This window comes from Streptomyces sp. NPDC046985, assembly GCF_040644415.1.
Taxonomy (GTDB): Bacteria; Actinomycetota; Actinomycetes; order Streptomycetales; family Streptomycetaceae; genus Streptomyces.
Window position 1 is genome coordinate 139,862 of sequence record NZ_JBEYWK010000010.1, and the last position, 18,446, is coordinate 158,307.

The window sequence follows — 18,446 nt, forward strand, 5'->3', positions numbered from 1 at the left end:
AGAGCGCGCTTTCACGAATCTGTGTTTTCCCTGAGAAACACACAAGAGTATTTCTAGAACGCCCGCCCGACCGACTGGACTGCGTCGTAAGCCTTCAGACGACACGTCACGAGTGCGACGACACCTGAGCGCGCCCCCGCGCCCCAGTCGACCACCCTCCTACTCCCATGAGGCGCCCTTCCCCCTCTCAGCGAGCGACCCTCTCCAGTCCCCCCTCCACCCCCGCCAGGCCCACCGGGGCCGCCGGACCCGCAGAACAATCCGCTCTGGGAGCCATCAGAACAATCCACTCTGCGTTCCACTCGCCGTTCTCAGCCTCCGCACCGGAACACCGACACTGCCCCCGACACCGCCCTTGAGACCGACCGCCGGATCCGGATCACGAACTGGCCCGAGCGGCCACCCGCTCATCAGCCGGGTGTCGAGGACGACAACGCCGTCGACGGTCGCGAGGTGCAGGTCCGGCCCGGCGGCGGCGACCAGCTCACCGCTCACCGCACCGCCGGCGACCAGCTCGCTCACCGCACAGTCGACGGCGGGCGTGCCGCCGGGCCGCCCCAGCCCGAACGCCTCGGCGTGGTCGACCGGCTGGAAGGGCAGCCGCCGCAGCGACTCGGGCCAGCCGCCGAGTGCGGTGGCCCGCCCGTGGAGCACGCCGACCTCAGCCGCACGCTCCGCCTCGGTCGCGGGCAGCGCCGCCCGCACGACCCGCTTGTCGGCGTACGGAATCCGGTCGGGCACTTTCAGCGCGGCCCGCAGCAGTTCCTCGGTCCGCCGCGCGGCCATCAGCGGCCCCTCGCCGAGCCAGCTAAAGCACACGGCCCCCTGTTCCAGCAGCCGCGCCGGCCCGCGCTCGACCGCCGTGATCCCCACCTTGGTCATTCCGGGCCCGAACCACGCTAGATAGACGTGGTATGCCCGGGGATCGTCGGCGACGGTGTCGGCAGCCACCGAGTGAGCCCGCTCCAGCCGCGCGCACTCCTCGCACCGCGCTCCCGTACTCCGCCCAGGCACGCCCGCCCCCGTCGGACACGCATGCCCCCGCGCTCCCACACACCCGCGCTCACCCCCGTCCACGACGGCGAAAGCCACCCGTTTCCCCCACGGCAGCCTGCTGACCCGCCCGCCCTCCCACACGAGCACGGGCCCACCAGCCGCCCACCGCAGCCCCGAGCACTTCCACACCTGCTCCATCCCCCACGACCTTACGACCCCCCACTGACAACGCCCCGCCCAGCAGACACCTCACGGCCAGCGCCGCACGCGCAGGGCCGGTCAGGGCCCCGACGCGACTAACCACCAGCCCCTTCAAGTCCCCAAGCAGAAATGACTGTTCACGGCATCCACGGCGACAGCGCACCGGTAGAACGCCCCGGCCGGATCATGCGGCCGGCGCAAAGCACGTACGCCGCCGGGGCAGAACGGCGGGTACCGCACAGCAGGAATGGCCACGTCTCGGAAGCCGCAGTGATCGGCGTACGCCTGGCGGCGCTCGCTCTCATCCGGCGCGCACTCTGGGTACCTTCGTGAGGAGAAGCCTCTACGGACGGAGCACCGATGTCCCGCCGCCCGCTCGAATGGCGGCGCCTCACCCACAGGGGGGCGCGCTGATGCTGGAAGAAGCTGAAGAGATCGGCCGTCGCGCACGGCGTGCACGGCTCCGCCTCGGCATGACGCAAGCCGACCTTGCTACCGCCCTGGGCAAAACGCAGGGGTGGGTGTCCAAGATGGAACGCGGGCACATCGAACTCGATCGCGTCGGCCTGCTCAACCTGCTGGCCTCGGAGCTGCACGTACACCCGAACGACCTGATCGGGCGGCCGTACAACAGCTCCCCCGCGGAGAATCAGTGGCAGGTCTCCGCCGCGGCGATCATGCGAGAGCTGCGCCGTCACGACCTCGCTCCCGTCTTCGACGGAACTCCGCGCCCAGCCGGTCAACTGTGGCAGGAAACCACCCGGCTGCACCGCCTCCGCGACTCCGCTGCGAACGCGGCGATCATGCAGGTGCTCCCTGACCTGTTCCGCGAGACGCGCGCCCTGGCAGAAGTCGCCACGGGCCACGAGCAGGAAGAGGCGTACGCGATCTACGCGGTGTGCTGCAAGTTCGCTCATACCGCCGCCCACGCACTTGGACACCCGGAACTGGTCGCCATGGCGTGCGAACGGGCCGCTTGGTCCGCTCGGCTGTCAAGCGACCCGGTGCTGCCTGCCGTCGCCGACTGGATGCGCGTCTGGGATATGTGGGCCACCGCGGATTGGGATGACGCCATTGCCCTGTCGGACAAGGCGATGCGCAGTGTGCAGCAGGACTACGACCGTGGTGAGCCGCTGGCCCTACGGGCATGGGGGACGCTGCAACTGCGCGCGGCTGTCTCGGCTGCACGGGGCGGCCGCAAGGCCGAAGCGAAGGACCGAATCAAGCACGCACGAAGTGCAGCCAAGCGGATGACAGAAGCGGTCGGCCCTCTGGTCTACGACCGTCACAGCCTGACCTTCTCACCGGGCAACGTGCAGATCCACGCGATCAGTGTCGCCCTGGAGATGCACGAGCAGCGCGAGGCGCTGTCGATAGACCGGCGCACGAGTAGGGAGCTGATCGCGTCGCTTCCCAACTCCCGTCAGGGCCATCACCACATGGACCTGTCCCGCGCTTGGCTGTGGGACGGTAACCGCGACAAGGCGCTGAAGGAACTGGAGAAGGCGGAGCGCATCGCCCCCCAGCTCGTACGCAACCACCCCATCGCCCGGTCAACCCTGCGCAGCATCGTGTACGCCGAGCGGGCGAGTACTCGCGAGAAGCTGCGCCGCATGTCAGACCGCTTCCACCTCGACGGGTGAGGGTCGTATTCCTGCGGTTCATATTGGGCCCCGGAGAAATTCCTAGCGTCGGGGCATGGCTGAACGAACCGCGAAGCAACTTCCCGCTCGTGGCGCTGAGTTAAGCGCTGGCGCCCCGTTTCATCCCCGTCTCGGCGATCTAGCGCTCGACCTCGCAAGGGCGGGAAGATCGGCGTATGCGTCGCCCTGCCGAGCGACACCTCGGCGTCGTACCACCTGCGCCCGCCGGGCGGGGGAGAAGACTGGCGTGCCAAGTCGGACGGGTCCACCTTGCGCCCCGTGCCGGTCCCGGTCACGCAGGTCACGCCGATGCGGCGGGACGCCATCTACGACCACCGCGCCCAGCAGGCCGCGCTGCCGGTCACCGTCCACTACGAAGACGGCACCACTTGCGAGACAGTGCTCGTGCTCACCCCAGCACAGGTCGAGCTGTACTCCATCCAGTTCACACAGCTCATCGCCGCGAGGGCATCGGCGCTAGAGCACGCGCGGTGAGCCTGGCCCGTGCTGACGCTCGCCCCGCCGGCCTCTGCACGTGCCCCGATGCGGTCGCCCATAGCCTTCCGCTGTGAGGCGACCGCCCACGATCTCGGCGGCTCCCGCGAGGTCCTGCTCGCAACCTACCGTGGCCGCTCCCCGCGCCTCGCCGGGCGCTGGCTCCGCGCGGAAGCTCACCGCCTCGCCCGGCTGCTGTCCCCGCCCCCTGACGCCCGGTACTCCCTCCATGTGTGTCCGCTGCCCACCCGCAGACCAGTGCCCCCGCAAGCTCCCGTCCGGTGCCCACCGCACTCCCCGGCGGGGACGGGCCGCCACCGAAAATCACGAGGGCGGCACACCGTCCGATGACTCCCCGCCCCCGCGCTGGGGGAACCAGGAAATGCGCGGGGGCGGGCCCACCACTCGACCGCTGAAGCACACCCGCCGCTCTGCGGCGCTGTCCTGCCCATCTACCGAGGGAAGACACGGTGACCACCTATCCCGTATCGCCGAACACCGTGCTCGCCAACGCGCTCACGAGCGCGGAAGACCTACTCAGGCCGCACATTGTCAACGCGGAACCCGAGCGGATCGTGTTCGTGGTGGGAACTCAGATCAACGGAGCCCCGCACATCGGAACGTCCCTGGTCCAGTCGCTCACCTTCGCCACAGCGGCCCGCATCCGCGAGCGGTTCGGCGTCCCGGCCGTCGTGCAGTTCGGCGCGCTGGACAACGCCCCGTACGCCATCGTCACCGACGAGGAGAGCGGTCACCGCTACCAGCGGGCCTACGCTCACGTCCTCGGCGCGGCCGGCATCGCCGAGCAGATCGACAAGCTCTACCGACCGCTGTTCACCGCGCTCTCCGAGCGGCTGAAGGTGCCGTTCTCGGTCGAGACGTACACCCAGCAGCAAGCGGACCAGCACTTCCGGCGCACCTGGCTGCGGGTGCTGCCCCGCATGGACGCTGCCCGGTGGTACCTGTCGCCGTCCGTCCGGCGTGCCGCACGTTCGCGTCCCCTGCCCGCGTCCCGGCTGCGGGTGGGCCGAGAAGTACGCCGAGCGGACCCGCGTACGTGACGACGGCTTCGAGCGGGCAACCGTCTCGGCTGTGTGCCTCCACCATGGCGAGTACGAGGTGGTCATCGAACCGGCGGACGGCGGCTACCTGGACCTGGCCACGCTCTACCGGAACCTGGTCAAGGAACTGATGATCAGCGGGGCAGTCGGCACGCTGTACGTCATGGTCAAGGGCAGCGACTGGATGCCCGGATGCATCTTCGTCGACGGTGCCCTCCAGGCGGTCGGCCTCACCCGCGGCCAGATGCCCGCCCGGCTGTTCTGCCCCCAGGTGGTCACAGACACGGGCGCGAAGCTTTCCAAGTCCCTGATCCGCGAGGGGCGCGCCCCCTTGCCGGACGGCGCGGCCCCCTGAATGCTCGACACCCGAGAGTGGCCCGGCTCGTTGGCTGAGTACGTCGACCGCTTGCTCGGTCTGACGGACGTGTTTCTCGCTGACCCCCGCCACTTCTTCCGCTCGTACTCCGCCGTTGAACTCGGTCGGCTCATGTCCAGTGCAACTGCTAGGAGCGTTCCCGCCCGATGACGGAGACTGCCGCCGCGCGCGTCCACCGACTGAGCCTCTATCGTCGGTACTTCGACCTTGTCGTCACCGGTCAGAAGACCATCGAGGTGCGGGTGAAGTATCCCCGCCTCGAAGACCTGGCCGCCGGAGACGTCATCCGCTTCCGCATCAAGGGCACGGACGAGACCTGTGACGTCCTGGTGAAGCGGGTCACGGGGTACAAGACGTTCGAGGAACTGCTCGAGGGAGAGGGTCCGGCGAACGTCAACCCGGCCTCCTCCCGCGAGCAGCAGCTCGCCAACATCCGCGAGATCTACCCGGCGGAGAAGGAAGCGCTCGGCGCACTCGCCATCGAAATCGAGCTGCTGCCCAGGTAGGGCCGCCGTACCCTCCGCGCTCCCGCTACGCGGCTTCGAAGCGGTGGGCGATGGGGCGGCGGGCTCCCGTTTGGTGGGCGTCGGCCTGACCCTGGTGCTCGGAGTGTCCGGATTGCTTCCTGGCCTAGCTGCGCGCCTGGGCGTTGCTGCGCGCTGAGCGGGTAGGGGCCGCCGGAGCGGTGGCGGAGACAAGGAGCGGCGACGGCCCGTGGCCGCCAGCGCGCGCGGACCGCCGTAGGCGGGCCGCCTTGATCCAGTAAAGAAACCTAGAGCCGCCCCGCAGCCCGCGGACCGCTGATCATCCCGCCGAAGGCGCAGGCCCCTGCCCTCGCCCCCGTACGCCCCCAAACGCAAGAGGCCCCGGATCTCTCCGGGGCCTCTTGTCTGTGTGCACTCGGCAGGATTCGAACCTGCAACCTTCTGATCCGTAGGATCGGGCGCCTTTGGCCAGGAAGCACCCGGAGCCACCCACCGTGGATGCTCACGTTAGTGGTCGCGCGCGCCCGTGTGCTTCCGTTGCCGTCAGCGTTGCCGTCAACTCTGCACCGGAGCCTGTCCGTCTAAGGGTGCTCCGTGGTTGCCAAACGCACATAGTGCTCCGCTTCAGCGGAATCCTCTACACGCAGCACCACCTGGCCTGTCTCCTGCCTGCCAGGCCGCAGCCCTGCACCAGTCCATTGCCTCGCCCGCCTCGACTCTCTGACGGCGGGTTTCCCCTCCGCTCCGGGGGCCGTAGATTTGGGGCAACTAGCACAGCTGTAGCTCGTGGGCCGGCGGCAGGGGGGGCACCGTGCCAAGGCCGCGTGGGATGGGGGGACAGTTGACAGGGCTCTTCAGCGTCGTGTCCGACGAGGTCGTCGACGGACACAGATACGTACACGTGGTCCCGGCCGATCAGGGACAGTTCGCTCAGGCCGTCGCACCTCTAGTCACAGCGCACTACCTTGATGAGGCCGATGTGCGCGAACGGCTGCTCCGATCAGCTCAAGAGCTGACGCTCTTCAGCGGAGAGTCGTTCGAGATATCCGAGCAGGACGTGCAGCTAGCACTCACAGAGGAACGGGATGCGGCCCTCCCTGAAGCTTGGAAGGGCGACCGGAAGAAGCACCTCGATGTGCAGCGAAGTGAATTTGGCGAAATACTGGCCAGCGAAGCCCTAAAACAAATATTCGGAACAGCCATACCTGCCTCGAGGATCAGGCACAAGGAGATTCCCGACCAGCAGACCCGCGGCGCCGATGTCATCGGACTCGAAGACCTCGACCAACCTAACGTCTCTCTGATTCTCGGTGAGGTCAAAGGATCCCAGGACAAGAAGAGTCCACCAGGAGTGGTTTCCGGAATGGAGGAAAAGCTAGGCGAATTGATTGGGAATCGCAGAGCACTCCTCCAAGAACTATGCTGGCTACGCGATCACGCAGAGGATGGGTACACGGAAGCCTGTTCCAGGCTTCACGCTTCGTTTATCCTCAAAAGAGAAAAGTTCAAAATAGTATTGGCACCCCTTCTCGTTAGAACATCCGACACCCACAACGAGAAGGACGCGGGGGCCTTCAAAAACAACCCGGGGAGCTTCGGCAAGAAAATCCGCTGGGTTAGCATCGTAGTAGAGGGCGATCTTTTCGAGATTGCGCAAGAGGTCTATCGAATTGCCAGAGAGGGGGCAGCTTAAATGGACCGCGATCAGATCTTCATCGAAGCCTTCGCGGACGAGGGGGGAGATGAGTACGTAGGTTCATTGCGCCTCAACTACCTAGCGCAATTCTTGGACGCCCTGACCACCGATGCCGAGGATGTAGATACTGAATCAGTAGACGAGATTGCGTGGTCGTTCGAGTCACTCGCAATTTCAGCCGCTCGCGCCGAAAAGGAGGAAGGCCATGTCGCCGGCCTCGCTCAGCGGGCATTCCAATTGCGCACAGTCCTCTGGACTTCTCCTGAACGAGCCTCGCTTTACGATCTGTGGATGTTGATCGTTTCGGGGGTCCTGGCTCAAAAGCAGCCCGAACTGCGTCTTCTGCTGAGCGGAGAAAGCCTCCGTGACCTAACAGAGGAAAGAGATCTCGGAGAATGGAGCGATCGCGTCTGGTCCCACTCGACACTCTCGCTCGCAATGCTAGCGCGCAAGAGTAACTCCTGGCGCGATGTTGATGACGGTATCTCCCTTCTAGCGCGGCTCTCTGACTTGCAGCGCGAGGGCGAGGCCGGCATCTTTAGAGAATCACCGGGACAGGATTGGCGCGAGGATAAGCAAAAATGCAGGCTTCTCGGCCTCTACCACATCGGGGAGGCGCTTTCCGTTTTGGGCACCTACATCAGGACTGGTGCTCCCGAAAGCGTTCTCGTCACACTGCAACGACATAGCGAAAATGCGCGCCTGCTGCTCGGCGCCAGCGGTGACATAGAGCTGGAGAGGATCGGTGAATCTATCGAGCCTCTCACCACAGCGATGGCAAAGTCTTCGATCTGGTACAACACATCACGACTTTCTAGCGCTGCGCGTGAATTCGCTCGACGCATCGCATCCGACGATCAGGATTCTCCAGTCTCGGAGCTTTGGTGGTCTCAGCGTGAGGCTCTTTCCCAAAGTCTGCTGGACCCGTTCAAGACTGCTATCAGCGTCCAGATGCCCACGAGCGCCGGAAAGACGCTATTGGCAGAGTTCTCGATCGTCCAAACCATGGCCCTTAACCCTGGCTCGGTAATCGCATACGTCGTTCCAACACGAGCTCTAGTCAATCAAATGACACGTCGGCTGAGGCGCGACCTGTCAGGTGCCAGATCTGATGGTTCTCAGGTTTCGGTAGAAGCAGCGGTCCCAGTGTTTGAAATGGACCCTACAGAGAACTCTCTACTGAGTAACCGACCTGACGTGTTGGTAACAACTCCAGAGAAACTCGACCTACTGGTTAAATCTGATCACGTTAGTGTTCGAGACCTTTCCCTTGTCGTCGTAGATGAAGCTCACCACATTGCCGATGAGACCCGCGGGCCTCGCCTAGAACTGCTACTAGCAACCTTGAAGAAGGAAAGAGGTCGGCGCTGCCGATTCCTACTGCTGACTCCCTTCCTTCCCAATGCGTCCGACCTAGCTAAGTGGCTAGGGTCGGGCGAGGGCTCTGCTATTGAGTTGAACTGGAAACCCAGCGAACAAGTCAGAGCACTCGGCCATTGGAATCGAGACCGCAAGGCAAAGCGCTACAACGATGCCCTGGAACTGGTTCCGTCCGCCACGCAGCCCTCAAACTGGGATGGCGTGGTTATGGATCTCGGACCGGCAGCCGTTCCGGCTGAAACTCGCCAGCGAGAGAGCATGTCGACGTCCTTGGCGATTTCGATGAGCGAGCGGACGCAAGGCGGCACGCTTATCCTGACGGGGGGACCTGGAAAATCAGAAAAGCGCGCACAGCAGGTGGCCGATCACTTGCCGCCGATAACAAGCGCTAACTGTCCTGACTTCAATCTCCTTAATGCGACCATCGACTACGTAGAAAACGAACTCGGCTCAGACTATCCCCTCGCTAAAACGCTTCGATCCGGCGTCGCGTTCCACCATGCTGGACTGCCGCCTGAGGTGAGAAGCCTCATCGAGGTTCTCCTTGATAGAGGGTGCATTCGGGTTGTCGCAGGGACATCTACACTCGCACAAGGAGTCGACTTTCCCCTATCTTCAGTAATCGTAGAAACACTGAAGGTCCCTCAGGGTAGAGGGCAGAAGTACCGCCCACTCCGTTACTCCGAGTTTTGGAATATCGCGGGTAGGGCTGGTCGAGCTCTACGCGACCGCGTCGGTGTGGTCATCTACCCTGCTGTAGATAAGAATCAGGATGCAGAATTTCGTCAGTATCTCGAGGGCGAAGCGGCCGAGGTGGTCTCTGCCCTCCTTAAGGCCATAACGCTTCTTGACGAGACGAGACCCGAATACAACCTTCGTCTCGTTCGAGGGAATCCGCAAATCAGTCACTTCTTCCAGTATCTCGCACATGCGCTGAAGGTTGGTGGGTTCGAGGCGGCGAGCGCAGAGGTGGAAGAGATTCTGCGTTCCTCACTGGTATTCCACGGACTTCAGGCAGGAGACAGGGAGGTAGCGGAGCGACTGGTCACCTGGTCGAGAGGTTTCATGGAGGAATTCAGGTCGAGCTCCCTCCTTGGGGTTGCCGATGTGACTGGGCTTTCCTTGCCTAGTGTTGGACTCCTCTCTGCCACATCTCCGAGAATCTTCAAGGATCCCGAGTTCTGGGATCCGGAGAACCTCTTCGGCGATAGTCTCAATCCTTTGATGCAAGTCATTGAAGTGCTTGCAGATGTGCCTGAGATGTCACTCGCACCTACGGATGAGGCAGGCGGACTGAATTCAAGGAGGGTCGCCGGAATTCTGCGCGATTGGGTTTCTGGAAAGGCGCTACCCGAAATCGCAGACAACTGGTTTTCGCACTCGGATAAGCCGCTCACGGACGCTGGTCGATATCTGTTCAGAGATCTTTCCGGGCATCTTCCATGGGGCTTGGGTGCGCTGCAGCTGATCGAGCTGTCGGGGCAGCCGAGCGACGAAACCAGCAGAGCCCTTCATGTCCCCGCCATGTCCTTCTACGGCGTTAACAAGATCGAATCACTGCCGTTGCGAATGGTCGGTGTTCCACGTGCCGCAGCAGCACATTTTGGCGCGATAGCCCCACGTTTCACATCGTTCCAAGAGGCGCGCGCATGGGTCGCCTCGCAGCCAGGGTCTTCGTGGGATGAGTCTTCGACACGAAACTTCTCTCCAACAACGTTGAAGACCATCTGGGATGCGGTGGGTGGTTCTACGGCCTGACCGTCGGTCACGTTCTTCAAGGCGACCCGCCGTAGACGACTGTCCAAGCTGGTGTGATGCGTTGAACGTCGCCTGACGGCGTTCTTGCTCTGCGATGCTGGAGGTCGATCGAGAGGGGCCGCAGCGATGCAGTGGAAGATCCACGGGGAACGTCCGATCTACGAGAACAGCTGGGTGAACTTGTGGCTCACCGACGTCGAGACGCCGGACGGGAACCGCTGGGAGCACCACGTCGTCAAGCTCCGGCACCTGGCGGTGGCCGCCGTGGTCAACGAGCGGCGTGAGGTGCTGATGATGTGGCGGCATCGCTTCATCACGGACGCCTGGGCGTGGGAGCTGCCCATGGGCCTGGTCGAAGAGGGCGAGACGCCTGCTGATGCAGCGGCCCGTGAGGTCCTGGAGGAGACCGGCTGGCGCCCCGGCCCGATCAAGCCGCTGATCTACGCCGAGCCGGCCAACGGCATCACCGACTCCCAGCACCACGTCTTCCGGGCCGACGGAGCGACGTACGAGGGCCCGCCGACCGAGAAGAACGAATCGGACCGGATCGAGTGGATCCCGCTGGCCGACGTACGAGGCATGATCGACCGCCGCGAGATCGTCAGCAGTGGCTCTCTGGTCGGGCTGCTCTACGTGCTCATGGACGAGGCGATCCGCTGACCTGACGGGGCAGCACTTCCCGGAGCCGGGACTCGAACGCCACCGCGGCCGGTTCGCGGCGGAAGGGCTCCAGCTGCTCGTAGAACTCCCGCAGGTGGCCGGCGACTCGTTGTGAGCTGACGGCCACCGCCGGAGCGAGGGCGTCCATGGCCGCGTGGCACGCCTCGTCGAGTTTGCCGCGCTGGAGCTGGGTGCGGGCGAGCCAGAAGGCATGGAATGCACGGCCTCGGTGGTTCGATGCGTGTTCCCGGCGGAGGGCGTCCGCGATGAGGGGTTCAGCGAGGGCGGCTTCGCCCAAGCGGCCGTGCGCGATGCCGGTGTCCACGATCAGCTTCGGCTCGTCGAAGTAGGCGACCCAGGCCGGGTCCGGATCACCGGTGCTGATCCGTCCGAAGTGGGTGTGGGCTTCCGAGATCGCGGTGTGGGTCGCACCTTGGTTGCCGAGCGTGGCGTGGGCGAAGGCTTCGCGCATCGCGAGCATGGCCAGCACGCGCGGCGTCGTCCCCACGGCGGATCGGGCCTGGTCCTGGGCGGCCGTGACGAGTGCGAGGGCGTCGCCGGGCTTGTCCTGGTAGGTGGCCTGGAGACTCATGCAGGCGAGGACGTTGGCCATGAACTGGCGGTCGTCAATGGCCTTGGCCAGGCCGAGGGATTCGGTGAAGTAGGCGCGTGCCTGGTTGTACTGGCGGGCGTCGAAGTAGGTCCATCCGGTGAGCCGGGCCAGTTCGGCCGCGATGCTGTGCAGGCCGTCCCGCAGAGGAGCTGGACGCTGCTCCTTGAGGAGGTCGACGACGTAGCGGAGCTGGCCGACGACCGCCGGCCGTAAGGTCTCTCCGCCGTGCTCGTCGTCCCGGCGCCAGTAGTCCGCGATCGACGAATGCAGCGCGTCCAGCGTCGAGGCGCTGAGATCCCGCTCGGCCGCCAAGGCGAGGATGCTGTCGACGTCCGCCCCCGGTAATCCGGCGGCCAGCGGCTCGACGGCTGAGGCTGGCACCTCCGCCGCTTCGCGGGGCGTGACCGTCAGGCTGGACGGCGTCTCCCAGGAGCGTCGGGCAAGGCCGAGCATGTGTCCGGGGATGCGCAGTCCGTCCGAGATCCGTTCGATCACGTCCATGTGCAGCAACTGGCGCCGCCCCGCAATCACCTCGCCCACGCGGCTCGGGGTCAGGTCGCAGCGGCGCGCAACCATCGACGGATAGATGCCTGCTCGTGCCTTGACCAGCTGAAAGATGCGGCCGAAGTCTCTGGCCTGGCATGCATCGATCATCACTGGGTCCGTGAGCAGGCTGACCGGGAGTTCCTTCGAGCGAGATGGCTCGGGCATCGGGCACGCTCCGGCATGAAGACTACGGATCGCTGCACTTGGTCAACCGAGGGTGATGTTACCCAAGTTGGGTAATCCGCTTGGCCTTTCTGGCCGGTCCCGCGGATCGCGATGCTCCTGGCATGGCGAACGGACAGGGCGACGTACGGATGACGTTGCGGGTCTCCCGCGACTCCGGCCAGACGTGGGGGCCTCTCACGGAGGTACGCGTTGGCGAGGACCCGGTGGTCCCGGAGAACCCGGGCCGCTACCCGCCGTGCGCCTGCCCCCGGTGCTCGCAGCAGGCCGGGAAGTCCGTCTCGTCCTTCCGGATGGTGTCGTGATGCGGTGCGCGCACTGGCGCGGGGTGCCCCTCGACCTGGCACGGGAAGCACGGGAGAAGTCGGCCGCCCAGTACATCGACAGGGCCGTGCAGTGCCAGCTGTCCGCGCACGACGAAGGTGAGCACTTCGGTCTCCTCACCGACGCCGGCGCGTACGGGACCGCGCTGTGGCTCCGCTGGCACGGGGTGGACGAGGCGGAACTTGTCGTACTGCCGGACTGCCAGGTGGCCGCCCCGGGCTCTGACGGTGAGGGCTGCTGTCTGTTCGCCGACCACGCCAAACCGCACACCTGGGAAGACGCCATGGGGGAGGTCTCGTGCACCAGCTGATCGCGGGCCCGCACAAGCCCCAGCGCCCTCGCTCACCTCGCAACGAACAGTGCGGTGACTGCGGTGGCAGCGGCGCCAACTCGTCCGGCAAGACCTGCGGCACCTGCAACGGCTTGGGAGAGATCCACTGCCGCGCCAGCCGACAGGAGTCCCGTTCGCTGTCCCGCTCCGTGATCCGGAAGGAGGGCCACTGATGGCCCACGCTCTGATCGCCTCCCCGTTCCTCGACGGACACCTTCTCCTCAAGCCGGGAGCACGGGCCGGCGCCCGCATCTCTGCCGACCACTTCGAGGGCCTGCGCCAGGCCGCCACCGCCAGTGAGTTGCTCCCCGCCTGGACGGTGCAGACCGCCGCCGACGTATGGGGCCTGGACCTGGGTGGCCAGACCGCGCAGAGCACCGTGCTGGTCCGCGAGCCGTCCCCGTACGGCTACTGCCGGGCCTCCTGGGAGATCAACCTCGGCTGAAACTTCGGCTGCAAGCACTGCTACCTCGGCGAGCGGCCCTTCTCCGGCCTCGGCTGGGACGACAAGGTGCGACTGCTCGACATCATGCGCGAGGCCGGCGTCCTCTGGCTCCAGATCACCGGCGGCGAGCCCACCATGGACCCCCACTTCCAGGGCGCCTACCGGTACGCCTGGCAGGCCGGGATGATGCTCACCATCTCCACCAACGGCTCGCTGCTCTGGCGTCCGGACCTCCTGAAGCTCTTCCGCGACTGCCCGCCCTACCGACTAGTGGTCAGCATGTACGGGGCGAGCGAGGAGTTCTTCGACACGCTCACCCAGCGCCGTGGGGCGTGGAAGGCGTTCCGGCGCGGCATGGACGCCGCACGTGAGGCTGGCCTGCCGTTGCGCATCAACGTCGTGGTGACCGAGGACAACGCCTCCGGGGCCGACGAGATGGCCGCCCTCGCCGACGAGTGGAACGTCGAGAACCACGCGTACACGAACATGACGCCCACGATCTACGGCGGCAGAGAGCCGCTGCTCGCCCAGTCCGCCGCCCACCTGCGGCAACGCAAGCCGTTCGCCGGCTGCAACGCGGGACACACCTTCTTCCACGCCGACCCGCACGCCAAGGTCTCGATCTGCAAGGTCGGCCGCGACGATCAGATCGACCTCATGACCGAAGGCATCGACGGCCTCACCCGGCTCGGCGCCATCGCCGACCGCCTCATGCTTCGCACCGGAGGGTGCGAGGGCTGCGCCCTGTCCGGCACCTGCCGGGTCTGCCGCCCCCTGGCCAAGCACTACCAGGAGGCAAAGGCGCCGCTGCACAGCTACTGCCAGCACGGAGACAAGGAGAACGCCTCATGACCCCGCCCGTACCGGTGACCATCCTCCCCGGCCCGCCAGCCTCGGCCCGCCGCGCCGCCCCGCCCGTCGCAACCGCGTCGATCACCGCCGTCCAGGACCTCGACGTGATCGTGGAGAGCGCGGAGTGCTCCTGCGATGCCGGTGACGACAACCCCCACTAACCGACACGATCCGGTCAACTCCGTTCAGGCCCCGGCGCGCTCGCGTCGGGGCCTGAGCCCTGCCCGCCCCGCCGCTAGGGTGCCGCTCATGCTCTTCCGCTGGGACTGGCTGCGGCCCGTGCTCACCGCGCCTATCGTGCCGACCCTTGGTCCCGTCCACCCCGACACACTGTCCGTCGGCTTCTTCGAGGACGTCCTTCGAGCGGCCGATACCGAGGGTTTCCTGCCGTACGACAAGGACCGGCGCTGGGGTGGCGAGAAGCACGAGAGAGCCCTCCGCGAGGACATCGTCCACCAGCCCGGACGCACCCTCGTTCCCACCCTGACCCGGCGCGGACGCGGCGCCGTGAAGGTCTTCGCCTACGGGCTCCACGGCAGCGTCGTGGAGGAGGCCGCCGAGCTGGCCGCCAAGCTCGCCTCCGTACACGACGTCGCCCGTGCCCGGGTCGTACGACCCCTCGATCCCGAGACCGCGCACCCGCGCGGCACCCGTATTCAGCTGAAGGACTTCACCACCGGCCCTTGCCCTGCCCCGGACGGTTCGGTCCGCCCCGTCGCCGCCTGGCCGACCGCTGTGCAGGAGACCTTCGCGCCGTTCGCCGAGGCCATGGCCGCCGACGGCCTAGCCTTCCTCCACGCCCGGATGCAGGCCGGCCGGTGCGGCCCGGTCCTCACCGCCACCGTCGACGACCGCATCGTGGGCGCGATCGGCCCCATGGAGATCCAAGCCGACGCCATCGGACGCCCCCAGCTCCTCCCCCAGTACTTCGCCGTCCTGCCCCAAACCCGGGGCCAGGGCCTCGGTCGCGTCCTGTGGCGGGCCGCCATGCACTGGGGCCAATCCCACGGCGCCGCCTACCAACTCCTCCAGACCGAGGTCGGCGGCCCCTCCGACCACCTCTGCCAGACCGAAGGGCTCACCTCCCTCGGCTTCACCCACACCACAGCCGCCTAGCTCCGGACCGCACCACTTTCTCTGGTCGGCGAGAAGAAGGCGCTCTGATGGCAAAGCAGCAGAAGCGAGCCTCGGACCGGTTCGCGGTCCCAGGCTCGCTCGTTTGCTGTGGCGGTGAGAACGCACCATTTTTGCGCCGGAAATCTACCTCCTGGAGATGGCGAGGAAAGCGGCGATCGCACCTGTGATCGTGACGACGAGGGTCACGCCAGCGACCGCGACTGTGAGCGGGGTCGCGAGCGAGGGGTGCGCGATCGTCACGTAGAGCAGGCCGGCTCCGATGATGAGGATGACGAGGACGAAGAGCAGGATCAGGAGCGGGAGCAGGGCCGCGGCAGCCGGGCCTGCGGGAGCCGGGTAGGACTGCTGGGGCTGGGCGGAAGGCGTCTGAGTGGAGCTGCTGTTGGTCATTGCACGAGCCCACCGGACGTCTGCTGACCACCTGCGGCAACCCTCGCGCCTCCCGCTGCCCCACCTGCTCCCGCCTTTACGCCGCCGACACCTACCACCTCATCCGCGCCGGACTCTCCGGCGGCAAGAACGTCCCCGAAACCATCCGCACCCACCCCAGGGTCTTCCTGACCCTCACCGCGCCCTCCTTCGGCCCTGTCCACAACCGACCCACCACCAAGGACGGCAAGCCCCAGCCCTGCCGCTGCGGCACCCGGCACCCCGACAGCGCCCCCGAACTCGGCACCCCTCTCAGCCCGAAGACGTACGACTACACCAGCGCCGTGCTCTGGAACGCCCACGCAAGCGCTCTTTGGGCACGCTTCACCCTCAACCTCCGCCGCACCCTCGCCGCAAACTTCGGCATCACGCAGAAGGACATGAACGCGGCCCTGCGGATCTCCTTCGCGAAGGTCGCCGAGTACCAGCAGCGCGGTCTGGTCCACTTCCACGCCGTCATCCGCTTCGACGGCCCCGACGGCCACACCAACCCCCCGCCGGCCTGGGCCAGCGCAGACCACCTCCTCCGCGCGATCAAGCCGGCGCTGAAGCGGACCACCCTGACCGTTGTCTCCGACACCGTGGGGGACCGGAAAATCGCCTGGGGCAAGACGTTCAAGGTGGACGAGATCACCGCGCTCGGCGACGGCGAACTCACTGACAAGGCGGTGGCGGGCTACATCGCCAAGTACGCCACAAAGAGTGCCGAGGACTCCGGAACGGTTGACCGTTCGCTGGTCTGCCGGACCTGCTCCGGCCGTGGCACGGTCGGCAGCCGAATCCGGGAGTTGTGCCCCGACTGCGAAGGCACCCGCCAGGCCGAACCCCTGCGGGACCTGCCCGTCCACCAGCACGTGCGGCAGATGATCCGCACCGCCTGGGACCTCGGCGGCCTGCCCGAGTTCGCGGACCTCAAGCTCTGCAAGTGGGCCCACATGCTCGGCTTCCGCGGCCACTTCTCCACCAAGTCCCGCGCCTACTCCACCACCCTCGGTGCCCTCCGCGACGTCCGCCGCGCCTGGCGCCTCGCCCAGGCCGACGCCACCCGCCTCCGCGCCGGCCACCCCGTACCCGCCCCGGACACCGTGCTCGTCACCGAGTCCTCCTGGGCCTACCTCGCCTCCGGCTACCGCCCCGGCGAAGAACTCCTCGCCAACCAGACCCGCCACGACGTCTGCCAGGCCCAACGCCTCAAGCGCGAAGGGCTGGAGCCTGCATGACGACCGCCGTACTCACCGTGGACCAGGTCGCCGAGCGTCTCGGCATCAGCCGCTGGAAGGTCCACGACCTGATCCGCTCCCGCGAACTCGCCTCTTTCAAGATCGGCCGCTGCCGCCGCATCAGCGAAGCCGCGCTGGACGCCTACGTATCCCTCCGCACCGAACAGGAAGCCGCCTGATGGCCAAGCCGAAGAAGAACGCCAACAACGAGGGCACCATCTACCAGCGTAAGGACGGCCGCTGGGAGGGCAGCGCGTACGTCCTGACGACGGACGGCACGTACAAGCGGCGCAGCGTCTACGGCAAGACCTGGGACGAGGCTCACGAGAAGCTGACCAAGCTCAAAGCCGACTCCCTCAACGGCCTCCCGGTCGCCACCAGCAAGATGACGATCGCCGAGTACCTGGCGTACTGGCTGACGAATGTCGCCAAGGGCAAGGTCCGCAGGACGACCTACGTCAACTACGAATCCCTCGTCCGCAACTACGTCACCACGGAGTTCGGCAAGAAGAAGCTGGTCCGGCTCACCGCCCGCGATATCCGCGCCTTCCTCGCGAAGACGGCGGTCACCTGCCAGTGCTGCGCGCAGGGCAAGGACAGGAAGCGGCCGGAGCACAAGCGGCGCTGCTGCGCCCTCCGGAAGTGCTGCAAGAAACTCCCGTCTGACCGGACCGTGCGCTTCCTGCTGGTGATCCTGCGCGCCGCTCTCCAGCACGCCGTACGCGAAGACGAGTTGCCCCGCAACGTGGAGCTGAGCATGGGAACCAAGCGCGAGATCGAACCGCTCACCGCCAAGGAGGTGCGTCAGCTCCTGACGGCGGCCCGGGACAACCGGCTGTGGGCCGCGTACGAACTGGCGGTCCGCATCGGCCTTCGGCGCGGTGAGCTGCTGGGACTGCGCTGGTCGGACGTGGACCTTCACGAAGGCGTGCTCACCGTTCGGCAGGCCCTACAGCGAGTCGGCGGTGAACTGCTGATCGTCGCACCGAAGACTCAGCGCTCGGCTCGTCGCGTGGCCCTGCCGGCCGAGTGCGTGACGGCGCTCCGTGCCCAGCGCGCCCAGCAGATCGCCGACCGGAAGGGCGCGGGGGACACCTGGAAGGGCACGGGGCAGGGCCTCGTCTTCACCACCAAGAACGGGACCCCCATCGAGCCGCGCAACCTGAACCGCTCCTTCGAGGTGCTGAGCGTCCGCGCCGGCGTCCGCAGAGTCCGCTTTCACGACCTGCGCCACACCTGCGCCTCGCTCCTCCACGAACAAGGCGCCGACGCCCGCATGATCATGGAAGTCCTCGGCCACAGCTCGATCCGCGTGACCATGGACATCTACACCTTCGTCCGGCTCGACTCGCAGCGCTCCGCCTTCGATCGTGTCGGCGACGCGCTGAGGGGTGACGGCAACGATCCGGACGACGATGACGGTGCGGCCGGTGTCCCGGTAGCCGTCTGATCGGCCCCCGAATCCGGTTGCCGTCAAACACTGCCGTCAAGGCATAAAGCAGAGGCCCTGTGGATCGCTCCACAGGGCCTCTGACGTGCTGTGCACTCGGCAGGATTCGAACCTGCAACCTTCTGATCCGTAGTCAGATGCTCTATCCGTTAAGCTACGAGTGCT

Annotated in this window: 16 protein-coding genes, 1 tRNA gene and 2 pseudogenes; 15 read left to right on the forward strand and 4 right to left on the reverse strand. The window is 66.2% G+C overall.

What is annotated here, in order from left to right:
• Positions 1-276: 276 nt before the first annotated feature.
• A complete protein-coding gene (locus ABZ861_RS15480) occupies positions 277-1,194 on the reverse strand; it encodes a DUF2797 domain-containing protein (RefSeq protein ID WP_361629643.1) in 918 nt (305 codons plus the stop codon).
• Between the two features lie 416 nt (positions 1,195-1,610).
• Here ABZ861_RS15480 and ABZ861_RS15485 point away from each other — a divergent pair, with 416 nt between their 5' ends.
• The 7 genes and pseudogenes from ABZ861_RS15485 to ABZ861_RS15515 all read left to right on the forward strand — a co-directional run bounded on the left by ABZ861_RS15485 (position 1,611) and on the right by ABZ861_RS15515 (position 10,751).
• Complete coding sequence (locus ABZ861_RS15485; RefSeq protein WP_361629646.1) at positions 1,611-2,840, forward strand: helix-turn-helix transcriptional regulator; 1,230 nt, start codon at positions 1,611-1,613, stop codon at positions 2,838-2,840.
• A 279-nt stretch (positions 2,841-3,119) separates the two neighbouring features.
• Positions 3,120-3,335 (forward strand): hypothetical protein, encoded by a 216-nt coding sequence (locus ABZ861_RS15490; RefSeq protein WP_361629649.1) that lies wholly within the window; start codon positions 3,120-3,122, stop codon positions 3,333-3,335.
• Between the two features lie 470 nt (positions 3,336-3,805).
• Positions 3,806-4,922: pseudogene (locus ABZ861_RS15495) on the forward strand (hypothetical protein).
• A complete protein-coding gene (locus ABZ861_RS15500) occupies positions 4,919-5,278 on the forward strand; it encodes an ASCH domain-containing protein (protein ID WP_361629652.1) in 360 nt (119 codons plus the stop codon). The pseudogene ABZ861_RS15495 and the gene ABZ861_RS15500 overlap by 4 nt, the downstream one beginning before the upstream one ends.
• Positions 5,279-6,119: 841 nt before the next feature.
• Positions 6,120-6,950 carry a Hachiman antiphage defense system protein HamA gene (locus ABZ861_RS15505; protein ID WP_361629655.1) on the forward strand — a complete coding sequence of 277 codons (831 nt, stop codon included), beginning with the start codon at positions 6,120-6,122 and terminating at the stop codon, positions 6,948-6,950.
• The gene (locus tag ABZ861_RS15510; RefSeq protein ID WP_361629658.1) at positions 6,951-10,091 is read left to right on the forward strand and encodes a DEAD/DEAH box helicase; all 3,141 of its coding nucleotides are present in this window, start codon (positions 6,951-6,953) and stop codon (positions 10,089-10,091) included.
• A 126-nt stretch (positions 10,092-10,217) separates the two neighbouring features.
• Entirely contained in the window at positions 10,218-10,751 is a 534-nt protein-coding gene (locus tag ABZ861_RS15515; RefSeq protein ID WP_032764683.1) for an NUDIX hydrolase, read from the forward strand.
• Here ABZ861_RS15515 and ABZ861_RS15520 read toward each other — a convergent pair.
• On the reverse strand, positions 10,729-12,075 hold the full coding sequence (locus tag ABZ861_RS15520; protein WP_361629662.1) for a hypothetical protein: 1,347 nt from the start codon (positions 12,073-12,075) through the stop codon (positions 10,729-10,731). The two genes, ABZ861_RS15515 and ABZ861_RS15520, sit on opposite strands and share 23 nt — an antisense overlap.
• A gap of 122 nt (positions 12,076-12,197) precedes the next feature.
• On the opposite strand from ABZ861_RS15520, the gene ABZ861_RS15525 reads away from it, so the two are divergent.
• From ABZ861_RS15525 to ABZ861_RS15545, 5 genes and pseudogenes are all read left to right on the forward strand, one after another.
• Positions 12,198-12,398 carry a hypothetical protein gene (locus ABZ861_RS15525; RefSeq protein WP_361629665.1) on the forward strand — a complete coding sequence of 67 codons (201 nt, stop codon included), beginning with the start codon at positions 12,198-12,200 and terminating at the stop codon, positions 12,396-12,398.
• Positions 12,398-12,727, forward strand: a complete 330-nt coding sequence (locus ABZ861_RS15530; protein ID WP_361629668.1) for a hypothetical protein — start codon at positions 12,398-12,400, stop codon at positions 12,725-12,727. The genes ABZ861_RS15525 and ABZ861_RS15530 overlap by 1 nt, the downstream gene beginning before the upstream one ends.
• Before the next feature lie 193 nt (positions 12,728-12,920).
• Positions 12,921-14,045, forward strand: a pseudogene (locus ABZ861_RS15535) (radical SAM protein).
• Positions 14,042-14,206, forward strand: a complete 165-nt coding sequence (locus tag ABZ861_RS15540; protein ID WP_162952559.1) for a hypothetical protein — start codon at positions 14,042-14,044, stop codon at positions 14,204-14,206. The pseudogene ABZ861_RS15535 and the gene ABZ861_RS15540 overlap by 4 nt, the downstream one beginning before the upstream one ends.
• Before the next feature lie 88 nt (positions 14,207-14,294).
• Positions 14,295-15,161 (forward strand): GNAT family N-acetyltransferase, encoded by an 867-nt coding sequence (locus ABZ861_RS15545; RefSeq protein WP_361629671.1) that lies wholly within the window; start codon positions 14,295-14,297, stop codon positions 15,159-15,161.
• 144 nt (positions 15,162-15,305) lie between these two features.
• On the opposite strand, the gene ABZ861_RS15550 is transcribed toward ABZ861_RS15545, so the two are convergent.
• Positions 15,306-15,572 carry a hypothetical protein gene (locus ABZ861_RS15550; protein WP_361629674.1) on the reverse strand — a complete coding sequence of 89 codons (267 nt, stop codon included), beginning with the start codon at positions 15,570-15,572 and terminating at the stop codon, positions 15,306-15,308.
• Between ABZ861_RS15550 and ABZ861_RS15555 the strand changes: the two genes are divergently transcribed.
• From ABZ861_RS15555 to ABZ861_RS15565, 3 genes are read left to right on the forward strand one after another with little or no spacing between them, the layout of a single operon-like run.
• Complete coding sequence (locus tag ABZ861_RS15555; RefSeq protein WP_361629677.1) at positions 15,572-16,831, forward strand: replication initiator; 1,260 nt, start codon at positions 15,572-15,574, stop codon at positions 16,829-16,831. The two genes, ABZ861_RS15550 and ABZ861_RS15555, sit on opposite strands and share 1 nt — an antisense overlap.
• Positions 16,828-17,010, forward strand: a complete 183-nt coding sequence (locus ABZ861_RS15560) for a helix-turn-helix domain-containing protein (RefSeq protein ID WP_019324615.1) — start codon at positions 16,828-16,830, stop codon at positions 17,008-17,010. The genes ABZ861_RS15555 and ABZ861_RS15560 overlap by 4 nt, the downstream gene beginning before the upstream one ends.
• Positions 17,010-18,281: a tyrosine-type recombinase/integrase gene (locus tag ABZ861_RS15565; protein WP_361629681.1), complete on the forward strand. Its 1,272-nt coding sequence runs from the start codon at positions 17,010-17,012 to the stop codon at positions 18,279-18,281. Before ABZ861_RS15560 ends, ABZ861_RS15565 begins: the two co-directional genes overlap by 1 nt.
• Positions 18,282-18,372: 91 nt before the next feature.
• Here the strand turns inward: ABZ861_RS15565 and ABZ861_RS15570 are convergent.
• A tRNA-Arg gene (locus tag ABZ861_RS15570) sits at positions 18,373-18,445 on the reverse strand.
• Position 18,446: the final 1 nt, after the last annotated feature.

What these genes read in the sequence shown, in the direction of transcription:
- ABZ861_RS15510 (WP_361629658.1), top strand. Translation starts at nt 6,951, where the DNA reads ATGGACCGCGATCAGATCTTCATCGAAGCCTTCGCGGACGAGGGGGGA.
- ABZ861_RS15550 (WP_361629674.1), bottom strand. Translation starts at nt 15,572, where the DNA reads ATGACCAACAGCAGCTCCACTCAGACGCCTTCCGCCCAGCCCCAGCAG.
- ABZ861_RS15500 (WP_361629652.1), top strand. Translation starts at nt 4,919, where the DNA reads ATGACGGAGACTGCCGCCGCGCGCGTCCACCGACTGAGCCTCTATCGT.
- ABZ861_RS15515 (WP_032764683.1), top strand. Translation starts at nt 10,218, where the DNA reads ATGCAGTGGAAGATCCACGGGGAACGTCCGATCTACGAGAACAGCTGG.
- ABZ861_RS15560 (WP_019324615.1), top strand. Translation starts at nt 16,828, where the DNA reads ATGACGACCGCCGTACTCACCGTGGACCAGGTCGCCGAGCGTCTCGGC.
- ABZ861_RS15530 (WP_361629668.1), top strand. Translation starts at nt 12,398, where the DNA reads ATGCGGTGCGCGCACTGGCGCGGGGTGCCCCTCGACCTGGCACGGGAA.
- ABZ861_RS15480 (WP_361629643.1), bottom strand. Translation starts at nt 1,194, where the DNA reads ATGGAGCAGGTGTGGAAGTGCTCGGGGCTGCGGTGGGCGGCTGGTGGG.
- ABZ861_RS15540 (WP_162952559.1), top strand. Translation starts at nt 14,042, where the DNA reads ATGACCCCGCCCGTACCGGTGACCATCCTCCCCGGCCCGCCAGCCTCG.
- ABZ861_RS15565 (WP_361629681.1), top strand. Translation starts at nt 17,010, where the DNA reads ATGGCCAAGCCGAAGAAGAACGCCAACAACGAGGGCACCATCTACCAG.
- ABZ861_RS15485 (WP_361629646.1), top strand. Translation starts at nt 1,611, where the DNA reads ATGCTGGAAGAAGCTGAAGAGATCGGCCGTCGCGCACGGCGTGCACGG.
- ABZ861_RS15520 (WP_361629662.1), bottom strand. Translation starts at nt 12,075, where the DNA reads ATGCCCGAGCCATCTCGCTCGAAGGAACTCCCGGTCAGCCTGCTCACG.
- ABZ861_RS15545 (WP_361629671.1), top strand. Translation starts at nt 14,295, where the DNA reads ATGCTCTTCCGCTGGGACTGGCTGCGGCCCGTGCTCACCGCGCCTATC.
- ABZ861_RS15525 (WP_361629665.1), top strand. Translation starts at nt 12,198, where the DNA reads ATGGCGAACGGACAGGGCGACGTACGGATGACGTTGCGGGTCTCCCGC.